General features: G+C 44.6%; 11 protein-coding genes. 7 read left to right on the plus strand and 4 right to left on the minus strand.

Going from position 1 to position 12,574, the window contains the following annotated elements:
- Window positions 1-76: 76 nt before the first annotated feature.
- The 4 genes from I3257_RS07140 (at window position 77) to I3257_RS07155 (ending at window position 3,331) form a co-directional block, all read left to right on the plus strand.
- Complete coding sequence (locus I3257_RS07140) at window positions 77-622, plus strand: cysteine hydrolase family protein (RefSeq protein WP_087814383.1); 546 nt, start codon at window positions 77-79, stop codon at window positions 620-622.
- 93 nt (window positions 623-715) lie between these two features.
- Entirely contained in the window at window positions 716-1,630 is a 915-nt protein-coding gene (locus I3257_RS07145; protein ID WP_087814382.1) for an MBL fold metallo-hydrolase, read from the plus strand.
- 92 nt (window positions 1,631-1,722) lie between these two features.
- A complete protein-coding gene (locus tag I3257_RS07150; RefSeq protein WP_238049240.1) occupies window positions 1,723-2,790 on the plus strand; it encodes an LLM class flavin-dependent oxidoreductase in 1,068 nt (355 codons plus the stop codon).
- A gap of 262 nt (window positions 2,791-3,052) precedes the next feature.
- On the plus strand, window positions 3,053-3,331 hold the full coding sequence (locus I3257_RS07155) for a peptidylprolyl isomerase (RefSeq protein ID WP_045446094.1): 279 nt from the start codon (window positions 3,053-3,055) through the stop codon (window positions 3,329-3,331).
- Window positions 3,332-3,701: 370 nt separating this feature from the next.
- On the opposite strand, the gene I3257_RS07160 is transcribed toward I3257_RS07155, so the two are convergent.
- Window positions 3,702-4,589, minus strand: coding sequence for an SDR family NAD(P)-dependent oxidoreductase (locus tag I3257_RS07160; RefSeq protein WP_087814380.1), 888 nt, complete (start codon window positions 4,587-4,589; stop codon window positions 3,702-3,704).
- A 189-nt stretch (window positions 4,590-4,778) separates the two neighbouring features.
- Here I3257_RS07160 and I3257_RS07165 point away from each other — a divergent pair, with 189 nt between their 5' ends.
- On the plus strand, window positions 4,779-5,168 hold the full coding sequence (locus I3257_RS07165) for a DUF1622 domain-containing protein (protein WP_238049241.1): 390 nt from the start codon (window positions 4,779-4,781) through the stop codon (window positions 5,166-5,168).
- A gap of 50 nt (window positions 5,169-5,218) precedes the next feature.
- Here I3257_RS07165 and dusB read toward each other — a convergent pair whose 3' ends face one another.
- From dusB to I3257_RS07180, 3 genes are all read right to left on the minus strand, one after another.
- Window positions 5,219-6,250 (minus strand): tRNA dihydrouridine synthase DusB, encoded by a 1,032-nt coding sequence (dusB, locus tag I3257_RS07170; protein WP_087814378.1) that lies wholly within the window; start codon window positions 6,248-6,250, stop codon window positions 5,219-5,221.
- 132 nt (window positions 6,251-6,382) lie between these two features.
- Window positions 6,383-8,428: a BCCT family transporter gene (locus I3257_RS07175; protein WP_238049242.1), complete on the minus strand. Its 2,046-nt coding sequence runs from the start codon at window positions 8,426-8,428 to the stop codon at window positions 6,383-6,385.
- Between the two features lie 319 nt (window positions 8,429-8,747).
- Window positions 8,748-9,188 carry an HIT family protein gene (locus I3257_RS07180; RefSeq protein ID WP_087814376.1) on the minus strand — a complete coding sequence of 147 codons (441 nt, stop codon included), beginning with the start codon at window positions 9,186-9,188 and terminating at the stop codon, window positions 8,748-8,750.
- Between the two features lie 258 nt (window positions 9,189-9,446).
- On the opposite strand from I3257_RS07180, the gene I3257_RS07185 reads away from it, so the two are divergent.
- Both I3257_RS07185 and ilvD read left to right on the plus strand, forming a co-directional pair.
- Window positions 9,447-10,208 (plus strand): hypothetical protein, encoded by a 762-nt coding sequence (locus tag I3257_RS07185; RefSeq protein WP_238049243.1) that lies wholly within the window; start codon window positions 9,447-9,449, stop codon window positions 10,206-10,208.
- Window positions 10,209-10,413: 205 nt separating this feature from the next.
- A complete protein-coding gene (gene ilvD, locus I3257_RS07190) occupies window positions 10,414-12,300 on the plus strand; it encodes a dihydroxy-acid dehydratase (protein WP_193009323.1) in 1,887 nt (628 codons plus the stop codon).
- The last annotated feature ends 274 nt before the right edge of the window (window positions 12,301-12,574 follow it).

Below are 12,574 nucleotides of genomic sequence, written 5' to 3' on the forward strand. Positions count from 1 at the left end.
GCCACTCGTTAGTGTAGCACAGTGCTTGTAAAATATACGCCTATACAGTCACTTCCATAAACAAAGAGGCATTATCATGAACACACAAGCATTGATCGTTGTCGACATTCAAAATGAGTATTTCCCACAAGGTAACTTATCACTTGTAGGTATTAACGAAGCCGCTGATAATGCAGCTTTGGTGATTGCGTCTGCGAGAGAAAAAGGTCATACCGTCATTCATATCCGTCATGAAATGCCTGCTGACGCACCGATCTTTACGCCTGGTACCGATGGTGTAGCAATCAATGAAAAGGTAAAACCAATAGAGAATGAAGCCGTCATCACTAAGCATTACCCCAATTCGTTCCGTGAGACCAATCTGAAAGAGCTATTAGATAAAGAAGGTATCAAAGAAGTGACTGTGATTGGCGCCATGAGCCACATGTGTGTGGATGCCACAGTTCGTGCTGCAGTGGACTTTGGTTATACAACCACTACGGTTCATGATGCCTGTGCCACGCTTGATCTTGAATTTAATGGTACGAAAGTACCTGCTGTTCAGGCTCATGCCACCATCATGGCAGCGATTGAGTTTCTATATGGCGAAGTGATTGATACCCAAACTTGGATTGCCCGTTAATCCAGAGTTGTTAGCCAAACCATGATTTAGTCATGAAATAGACTCTTAAACCCTAGTCCCATTAAGAAGAATTTCCTCAATAAGGTAACTATTATGAATATCGCAAAATCACTGACCGGCACCACACTGTTAAGTGGCGTCATGTTGTTAACGGCATGTACCACCTTTGCCAGTCCAGCAGCAAATTCTAACGCGGTAAAACAGACAGCTACCAATACCGTTCAATTTCAGCAAATCCGTAATGCCACGATCAAGCTTGATTATGCTGGCACCACGTTTTTAGTGGATCCGATGCTAGCAGCTAAAAACGCTTATCCAGGGTTTGATGGCACAGTAAATAGCCAAATACGCTATCCAATGGTGGATTTGCCGATGACTGTTGCCGAAGTGCTTAGGGCTGATGCCATTATCTTGACGCATCTTCATGCTGACCATTGGGATGATGCCGCACGCAACCTCGTGCCGCGTGACATGCCAATTTTTACCCAAGATGAAGCGGATACGGCAATCGTACGTAAAGATGGTTTTACCAATGTTATAGCATTAACAGAGCAAGGCTTTGTGTTTAAAGGCGTTACAATTCATAAAACCATCGGACAGCATGGTACTGATGAGATGTACAAAGTGGCACCATTAGCTGAACTACTGGGCAAAACGATGGGGATTGTATTCCAGAAACCAAACTACAAGACCGTTTATGTCGCAGGGGATACCGTTTGGAATAAGGAAGTGGAAGATGCATTCACTCGCTATAAGCCTGATGCGGTCATCCTTAATACAGGCTATGCGAAGTTAACTACCTTTGTTGATGACTCTATCATTATGGGTAAAGAGGATGTATACCGTGCGTATAAATTCTCTCCTAATGCTCAGATCGTGAGCGTGCACATGGATACGGTCAATCATGCCACCCTCACCAAGGCAGAGCTGCGCCGCTTTATCGAAGAAAAGCACTTAGACAAGCAGCGTGCGCTTGTCCCTAATGATGGTCAAACCTATAAATTCTAGTGCTTGATGGTTGGGTCTTTAAATCTTCCCTGTGTGGCAATACCCAAAGTGTGTTGCTATGCATCGTTAATACGGTAAAAATGAGATCGTTTATGAATATGCCAAATCATTCAGGTAGCGCCCCTTTCGTTCTTTCGGTGCTCGACAATGCCTTCACCGGCGTTAGTCACACGGCAGAGGACACCTTTCAAGAGATGATTGCGCTTGCGAAATTGGCTGACAAAAGAGGCTTTCAGCGGTTTTGGATGTCTGAACATCATGCCATGCCTGGTGCTTCGGTGCCTTCACCGCAGATGATGGTGGCTCGGCTTACTGGGGAAACTGAGCGAATTAGGCTTGGTGCAGGCGGCATCATGCTACCGAATCATGTGCCTTTGGTCATTGCTGAACAATTTGGCATGCTCGATGCGATGGCGCCAGGACGAATTGATCTTGGTTTGGGACGGGCACTGGGTACGGATGGTGCAACGGCTTCCGCTTTGCGTCGGCATAAGGCAGCAAACGATGAATTTCCTCAGCAAGTCGCAGAGTTGTTGGGCTTTTTAGAAAACAGTTTTCCAAAAGACCATCCTTATCATGCGGTTCATGCGGTGCCAGGCCCATGGCAAGCCGAGCAAAACCGAGTACCCCCATCGAAGACCGCTGCTGATGTTTGGATCTTAGGGTCATCGACTTACTCCGCGCATCTGGCAGCAAAGCTGGGTAGACCTTATGCATTTGCTCTACAGTTTGGCAATGCTGATGTCTTAAGTGCCATGCGCATTTACCGAGAGAATTTCCGTCCTTCAAAAATTCTAGCCAAGCCATACTGCTTAGTCAGCATTGGCGCGATTGCGGACGAAGATCCTGTAGAGGCACGTCGCCAGTCAACATCGTCTGCCATGGCAATGTTGAGAATGTTTCAGCGCAAGCCTTTTGCTTTACTGCCTCCTGATGAAGTAGCCGCTTTTCAAGGCAATATGCAAGAGCACCAGATTATTGAACAGTATACCGATCAAACCCTGCATGGCACTGCTGCCGAGGTCGCAAAAGGTTTAGAGGATCTTCAGGAGCAGACAGGTGTCGATGAGGTAATGATGGTGGTTCAGGGCTATTCGCGCCGCGCCCAATCGCGCACTGTTGAGCTAATCGCAGATCATTATGGTATGCCAAATCACTAGATCCTGTTGGGAATAACGATATTAAAAAGTTAGCAAAGCGCTTAATGCCTAACCATTAGGCTTGATTGGGCTCGTAAGCTACCCAAATGCATTGCACCGATGTAATGACAGCGACACTCAAAAGACACTGATTCTCATCCAAATAGTAGTCCCTGTGTAGATAATGGCTTTTGAAGAAGTAGCGCATACAAGTGAAGTTAGCAACCAAGATAAGCCGTGATATAATGCCCCGATAATTGATATTTTATGAAAGGTTTACATTATGGCTCGTACAGCTAGCGCATTACACATTTTAGTAAAACACAAAGAGCAGGCTGAAGACATTATTGCCAAGCTTCAAAAAGGCGCTAAGTTCGATGTGCTGGCGAAACGACATTCAACCTGCCCATCAGGTAAAAAAGGCGGCAGCTTAGGTGAGTTTCAACAAGGCGACATGGTACCGCCATTTGACAAAATCTGCTTCAGCGGCAAACTCTTCACCCCACATTTGGTAAAAACCAAATTTGGCTGGCATGTGGTCAAAGTACTCTACAGGACATAAGCATTAGGAGCGGAGCTTTAATTATAAGCCGACTGACATATGCCTTAAACATTATCCTGACTCATACAGGATCTAACATCATGGCAATCACGATTTGAGCTGCCATGATTGACTCATTTATGACCCAAAACGACTTATGATCTAATGTCCGTGTCATATCTAAATTTGAGTTGAAGACACTTTAGTTCCCATAAAAGTGATGATGATAGACATTTATAAATAGGTTTTGATCATAATAAAGCGTTAAGAACAAAAGGCTGCTACTGCCCTCTCTCCTATTTTATATCAACAATAATAATTTTTAAGGCATTAAAAAAGGACACCGCAGCGTCCTTTTTTATTCTAAATCAAGGCTCATATACAGCCTATTCTAATGATGCTCACCAGGCAGTATTCTGGCAAAAGCACGCTGAGCAAGGTTTGGCTTCTTATCGGTAGTCAGTCCAGCGCGGGTGCTTGGAAAAATACGATAACCCATCGACTGAATACCAACGTTGATTGCTGGTGCCAGTGAATAAGTAGCTGACGCAAATTTACCCATGTTGCTGGCAATACTGTTTGGTTTATGGACAATCGCTTTGGCAACCATCATCGCGGCTTCATCAGGCATTAATGCAGGCATGTAACGGTATAACTTAGTAGGCTCAATCATAGGCGTACGCACCAATGGCATAAAAATATTGGTAATCGTCACATTATCGCCCTTCACTTCAGCAGCTAAGCAGCGGCTAAAAGCGTCCAATGCCGATTTTGAGGCAACATAAGCGGCAAAACGCGGACTGTTTGCCAATACGCCAATCGATGAGATATTCACAATTTGACCAGTCTGACGTTCAATCATCCTCGGCAAAAACCCAAGAACTATTTTAACCGCGCCAAAGTAATTGATATCCATAGTACGCTCAAAATCATGGAAACGATCAATAGACTCGTGAACCGAACGCCGAATTGAACGACCAGCGTTATTGACCAAGACATCAACATGTCCGAAATCTGCCAAAATTTGCGTGCTAACTTTTTCGATATCATCCATATTGGTCAAATCACAAGGGTAATAACTGGCATTGCCACCAAGCTCCTCGATACTTTCTTTAACGGCTTTTAGTTTGTCTTCGGTACGTGCTAATAAGATAACATGCGCACCGCATTCACTAAGTAAATATGCTGTACGCTCACCAATACCGCTTGATGCCCCTGTGATAATGATATGCTTATCTTTGACCGCTTTGTTGATTGCTTTTTTTGAGGGATTGGCCATAAAAAATCCTTTTTGTTGTTTCTATGCCTATGAATGTTCGATTACAGCATAGCAAAAAATTATGGCTTAAAGTGAACAAAACCGCCGTCTCAGCCAGATAATTTGCCGATCATAAGGATCGATAAACGTATAATCGCAGTATTTTTCAGACTTACGCTTTTCACCGAGCATCGATAAGGAGTATCTATTTTGATTGCAACTCTAGCTCATTACATTGATTTAATTGCTAAGATAGTCGAGGTCATTGGCGTACTTATTATGTTTTTTGGACTGTTTTTTGCTTTTTATCGAGGGATTCGCCTAACCAGTGGGTTTAACCATGAGACCTATATCGAAGTCAGACAAACCGTCGGTAAATCTATTTTGTTAGGATTAGAAGTCCTCATCGCCGCTGATATTATGGCGACTGTCGTCACAGAACCGACGTTACGCAGCGTCCTAGTACTAGGTTTTATCGTACTCATTCGGACTTTTTTGATCTTGTCACTACAAGTAGAATTAGAAGGCAAATTCCCTTGGCAAAAAGAAAATACCGCACTCAAAAAAGAACCAAGTACCGCTAAAGTGGACGAGCCTTAAAGCTTTTTTATTATTTAACAAACGCTTAGCATGAACCCTCTGCTCACTTACTATCCGTGCGCCTGCAAAAAATCTTCGACCACGCGAAACTGTCCAGCGGTACTTTCTTCACCATACATTGCTTGGCGAAAAGCATTAGAATTAGGAATGCCTGTGGTATACCAAGCAATGTGCTTGCGAGCGATACGGCAGCCAGAGTACTCACCATAAAAGTCATATAGCTCTTGCAAATGCGCCAATACGATCTCTTTTATCTCACTGACGCTCGGTGCATCAAGACTCTCACCAGTGCGTAAGAAATGCTCGATATCGCGGAATATCCACGGTTGTCCTTGGGCAGCACGCCCAATCATCACCGCGTCACAGCCTGTCAACTCATAGACACGCTGGGCTTTTTGCGCGCTATCGATATCGCCATTGGCAATGACGGGAATGTTGATACTTTCTTTAACTTCGCGTATCAGCTCATAACGCGCCTCGCCAGTGTACATATCCTCGCGCGTGCGTCCGTGAATGGCAATCGCTGCAATACCTGCTTGCTCAGCGCGCTTCGCCACACGCAAGATATTCTCACGACCATTCTCATAGCCCAATCGCGTTTTTAAGGTCACGGGGGCATTTACGCTATTTACCGCCGCATCTAGTAAACGGGCAACCAAATCTTCGTCTTGCAACAGTGCAGAACCTGCCAGCCTACGGCAAACTTTTTTGGCAGGGCAGCCCATATTGATATCAATAATTTGCGCGCCATTATCGATCTGATAACGTGCCGCTTCTGCTAATTTATCAGGCTCAGCCCCTGCAATTTGCGCTGATATAGGCGCAATTTCATTGTCAAAATTGGCACGATACAAGGACTTTTTGCGCGCGTAAAGCGCCGTGTCAGCGATAATCATTTCACTCACCGCATGACCGGCACCAAAGGATTTACATAAACGCCGAAAAGGATTGTCCGTCACGCCAGCCATAGGAGCAACCATGAGGCGGTTTTCAATCGTCAGGCCACCGATATTCAATGGTTGCAATAATGGATGGTCAGATACTGGCAAAGACGACGGTAAAGCAGGAGAATCAGTAGACATAACAAACGGCTTGCCATTAATTAAAATAAGATAATAAAAACAAGCCGTTATTCTAAGGAATCGTACGCATATTGCAAGCTATTAACATGAATAACTTGCATTAAGAAACACGACTTTTTCAACAGTGTACCCTTACTTATCAAACACACTGCCCTGTTCTAGTGTGATGTCCTCATCATGCTCCTGCATACGCCACGGCAAACTATCTGGCGACACATTTAAGAAGTGTAGGTATTTTTCGAACTGATCAATAATATCGTTAATCACCGACTCTGATTGATAGCCATATAAATCATAGGTTTGACCACCACGGCGCAAATACACCTCAGCACGATGATGGTGCTCTTGTGGTAATTCATTGGCCATATCTTCCGTATAATAGTCAGGAATTTCATGCTCTGACAAACGAACTTCATACCAGAACTCTACATTGTCACCGCGTCTTAATTCCAATACAGCACGGTTATTGACCTCATCATAATTTACATCAGGCAACCAGCCTGTTTCGGCAAATTTCTCTGCCACCTCATGCATCGATGATAAAACCGTACCTTTGATATAACCCAGCACTTTATCTCGCGTTGGTTGATTGGTGATATAGTCAATACGATCACGCCATGCGTCAAGCTTAAGTAGATGCGGCGGCAAATGATTGTCATTGGCTAGGCTTTGATTGCGATGCTCTTCAATACGTAGCGCGCGCCACATACCAAATGTCGAAATCAATATAATGATTGCAAACGGTAAAGCACTAACGATAGCCGCTGTTTGTAGTGCACTCAGACCGCCCGCGATAAGTAGAACTGCCGCGACCGCCCCCTCGGTTACCACCCAAAACGAGCGCTGCCACCAAGGCGTATCACTACGTCCACCCGCAGCGAGCGAGTCAATCACTAATGACCCTGAATCCGATGACGTGACAAAAAAAGTAATAATTAACAGTACTGTCAATGACGAGACAATCTGCGTGAATGGTAAATTCTCTAGCAATTTAAATAACGCAATCGCTTGGTTGTTTTGCACTTCGCTAATCAGCGCGTCGTAACCATCGACCATAATCATATGTAGTGCCGTATCACCAAACACCGAAAACCAAAAGAAGGTAAATAGCGTTGGCACTAACATGACGCCCAATACAAACTCACGAATGGTGCGACCGCGACTGATTTTGGCAATAAACAGACCCACAAAAGGCGCCCAAGCAATCGTCCATGCAAAAATAAATAGTGTCCAACTACCGATCCAATCACTCGATTGATACGCTTGCAAGCTAAAAGTACGCTCAACGATATTGCCCAGATAGCTGCCCGTGTTTTCCATAAAAGCATTGAGAATAAAGATCGACGGACCAACGATAAAGACAAATAACATGAGTGCCGTTGCCAATACCATATTTAAAATAGACAAGCGCTTGACGCCTTTGTCCATACCTGCCAACACGGACACCAAGGCAGCTGTTGTTACTAAGGCGATGATAATAACCTGCACCGTCGTATTAACTGGCACCATCTCTGGTAGCAAATAATTTAGTCCTGCATTAATTTGCGCCACCGATAGACCCAAACTGGTGGCGATACCAAACATCGTACCCACTATCGCAAACACATCAACAGTATGTCCGATAGGGCCATAGATTTTGTCACCGATTAATGGATATAGCGTTGAGCGTACCGACAATGGCAAGCCATGACGAAAAGAGAAATACGCCAGCGACAAACCTACTACACCATAAATCGCCCAAATATGAAAACCCCAATGAAAATAGGCAATTTGCATGGCTTCTTTAGCAGCTTCAATCGTCTGCGGCGTGGAAAGTGGCGGACTGGCAAAATGCAATACGGGCTCTGCTACGCCATAAAACAGCAAGGCTATGCCGTAGCCTGCGGAGAATAGCATGGCGAACCATTCCAGAAACTTATACTCAGCCTCCGCATGGTCAGGGCCCAATTTAATACTGCCATAAGGCGAAAATGCCAAGGCGATAATAAACATCAAAAATATGGCGACTGCCAACATATAAAACCAGCCGAAAGTGTCGGTGGTAAATGCCAACACTTTGCTGAACAGCTCGCCAGCAGCGTCAGGGTTGATGGCTGTACCGATCACCAATAACAGCATAATCGCTGCTGCCGGTACAAAAACCGGCAACAAAATAGTGGAGCGAGGTAATTTACTCATAGAAAGTGATATCCCCAAAAAGTAGCAATGAAAAATAATCTTCGATATAAAGATTAATAATCAGAAGGAGCAGTGCCTTTTTTATAAAAAGTGACTCACAAAGGCGAAAATGCATCAGTTATTATTAAACAAATACAATTTTTATCACACTATGCTCAAAAACCCCAGACAAGCGCCCAACTTGTAACATGACTTTAACGATTGTTACATGACTATTACCAAGTAATAAAAAAGGCCGCTTGTTAGCGACTTTTTTATTTTATTCTGGAACAATTTACGTTTTGCTTGTTAATTCGACAGCTATCTCGTTTTTTTATTACTAAACAGTAATGGTAGCAGCAAGTTGCTTAGCCGTTTCAGCCAGTTCTGTGTGATCAGCTTGGGTCACTGCATGTCGACCGAGCTGATGAATACTCGATGGAATGAGATGCACGTGATAATGAAAAACGGTTTGACCCGCCTCGCTACCATTTAATTGCATCTGAATAATGCCTTCACGCGCAAACACTTGACGCTGTGCTTGCATGACTTTTTTAGCGGTCATTAACACCGCTGCGGCATACTCTGGTTCAAGATCCGCCAAATCAACGGCTTTTTGCTTAGGAATCACCAGCACATGCCCCTCTGCTTGTGGCATGATATCCATAAAAGCAAGGGTTTTATCATCTTCATAAACTTTGTGATAGGGAATGTCACCGTTTAGCATTTTGGCAAAGATATTGTTATCGTCATACGCGGCTTGCTCATTGGCTTGGGTCATTATTTTTTCCTTTACTTGTTTGATTATTGGTTGCTCAACAGCTTTTAGAGGGGGTGGGACAACCTGTAATATAGTGGACGAAATGTCGTTTAAGCACAAGTTGCGATAGCACTCGTTATTAAAAATTCGCAATACGTAAGCTAATCGCGGTAGCTCACTAATTTGGTTGGCGAGTCAGGCGCTTTAAATGTTATATTAACCCTCTACTTTAACAACACTACGTTTATGGATTCGTCTACTTTGCCGACTCAATCAAATATGAGTAACATTTACACAGAACCTGCTCAAGCAGCGCAAACGTCTGTCACAGCTGGCTCTGTATTCAATAATGGAAAACAACCAAGCAGCGCTGAGACTGAAAATGAGACTCAAGCCCCCACTCAAAGCATTGAGCCTAACGCGCTCATTCTGGCCGAAGCACTGAGCGACAAGACGATTGGTTGGAAGATACACAATTGCAAAATCACTAAAAAGACGGTCACACAGGATTTACCACTACCGTTCTTATATCATTACGACAGTTTAAATGATGCGATTAAGCAAGCGAATCCGCTCACACCCGCCCTCCTGTCACAGTTCAATACGCCCATGAGCGCTCATGAAGCAGCCAAGCTGATTGGTATTAACGAAGCACTAATAAGCAGCCCTTGGCATGTCAAAATCATCGGGTCATTGGTGGTTTTTAGCGAAGCGTTGCAGTTAGCCGTACGCTTGCATTGGACCAATACAGGCAAAGACACCCAACAGCTTTATACCCAGAATGAAGCAGATGCTATTACAGCCGCTTTTAAAGATTGGCAGTTTTTTGGTCGTATCGATGTACTCTACAAAAATAATAAGCAAACCTTAATCAGTATAGATGAACAAGCTGAAGGCAATGAGCAACTACTTCGTATTGAAGCAAACGCTGATTATCAATGCTTGCCAGCGACTCATGCGTTAGTGGTTATCGCTAAATTGGAAGCGGACAAAATAGAGCTACCTTGGTTCGAGGCGGCGATAGTAGAGCGCGTCGAATAACACCTTATCTTCCAAATACTTACGATGTTATGACTACTATTGACTTGGCATTATCAATGAATAGTTTTCAGTGACTCATATCTAATGGTATGGTAACGACCTAGTATTATTCACTAGTCCTCGCATTTTATAAAAAGCACACTATCAATATTAAAATTGAGGGTGCACATTTTCACAAACCTCGCCTATTTGTAAGGAATATCACATGGATTATCGCTCAAAAACCTCTACTGGCGGCCGTAATATGGCAGGCGCGCGCGCATTATGGCGTGCAACTGGCATGACTGATGGCGACTTTGGTAAACCAATCATTGCGATTGCCAACTCATTTACCCAGTTCGTACCTGGCCATGTGCATCTAAAAGACTTGGGGCAACTGGTCGCACGTGAAATTGAACAAGCAGGCGGCGTGGCTAAAGAGTTCAACACCATTGCAGTCGATGATGGTATTGCCATGGGTCATAGCGGTATGTTGTACTCACTGCCAAGTCGCGATTTGATTGCCGACTCGGTCGAGTATATGGTCAATGCCCATTGCGCAGATGCCTTAGTGTGTATCTCCAACTGCGATAAAATAACGCCGGGTATGTTAATGGCTGCGATGCGCCTGAATATCCCTGTAGTGTTTATTTCAGGTGGCCCAATGGAAGCGGGCAAGATTTTAGCCAGCACGGTTGGTAAAAGCCATAATACCGATGGTAGTGACAGTAGTGCGATTCGTAAGCTTGATCTTGTCGATGCGATGATGGATGCCGCTGATGACAGCATTAGTGATGAAGATGTAGCCGCTATCGAAGCCTCAGCCTGCCCAACTTGTGGTTCGTGCTCTGGTATGTTTACTGCTAACTCAATGAACTGCTTAACCGAAGCGTTGGGCTTGGCATTACCGGGTAATGGCTCACTATTGGCAACTCATTCATTGCGTCGTGAGCTGTTTTTAGAAGCAGGACGCACCATTGTCTCACTTGCCAAACGTCGCTATGAGCAAGATGATGATTCAGTATTGCCACGCTCCATCGCTAGCAAAGCCGCTTTCGAAAACGCAATGACCTTAGATATCGCGATGGGTGGCTCAACCAATACTATTTTGCATCTGTTAGCGGCTGCTAACGAAGCAGAAGTCGATTTCAAAATGTCAGATATCGATCGTCTAAGTCGCGGTGTACCTTGCCTTGCAAAAGTCGCCCCTGCCTCGCAGAAATACCATATGGAAGATGTGCATCGTGCTGGCGGTGTCTTTGCCTTATTGGCCGAGCTTGATCGTGCTGGATTACTGAAGACTGACGTACCGACCATCCATAGTCCAACGATGAAAGCCGCGATTGATAAGTGGGATATCATGAATCCTGATAATCAAGAGGCACGCGCACGCTTCCTTGCAGCACCGGGTGGCATACGTACCACTGAGGCATTTTCACAATCAAAAGAATGGTCAAACCTTGACGTCAACCGTGAGTCAGGTTGCATCCGTAGTGCCCAACATGCCTATTCTACAGATGGTGGTTTGGCCGTATTGTATGGCAATATCGCTGAGCGTGGCTGTGTAGTCAAAACCGCAGGTGTGGATGACAGCATCCTAGTATTCACTGGTCGCGCGCGCCTATTTGAGTCACAAGATGATGCTGTCGCTGCGGTATTGGCTGACGATATCGTCGCAGGTGATGTGGTCATTATCCGCTATGAAGGCCCTAAAGGTGGCCCTGGCATGCAAGAGATGCTTTATCCAACGACTTACCTTAAGTCTAAAGGCTTGGGTAAAGAATGCGCCCTACTAACTGACGGTCGTTTCTCGGGTGGAACATCAGGTTTATCCATTGGTCATGCAAGCCCAGAAGCAGCGGAAGGTGGCGCCATTGGTTTGGTTGAAGAAGGCGATACCATCCATATCGACATTCCTAATCGTACGATTAACATGCAAGTCAGTGATGCCGATTTGGCCACTCGCCGCGAGGCGATGGAAGCTCGTGGCCGCGATGCGTGGAAGCCTGTAAGCCGTGACCGTCATGTGACCCCTGCGCTACGTGCCTATGCTGCTATGACTACCAGTGCCGATACTGGTGCGGTACGTGACGTGAGTCAAGTTGAGCGTTAAGCCTTCAATTATTAATCGTTAAAGTATATTGGTAAAAATCTATTAAGCCTGCGCTATGCAGGCTTTTTTTTCACCAAAAAACAACGCATATGTCGTTTTGATAACGATTTTTTGCGGTAATCATTATTTTTTAGCGTCATTATAATGGACTAGGGCGTGTCCTCAATTCAACCGATAGCAATCTAAATGAGCTAAAAATGGTTAAATCTTGCCAAACATCGTCAAATAGCTAGGTAATATCTCGATATTATCTGCACTATTTTCCTTGTTTGAC

This window comes from Psychrobacter sp. Ps7 (assembly GCF_022129225.1).
Lineage (GTDB): Bacteria > Pseudomonadota > Gammaproteobacteria > Pseudomonadales > Moraxellaceae > Psychrobacter > Psychrobacter immobilis_A.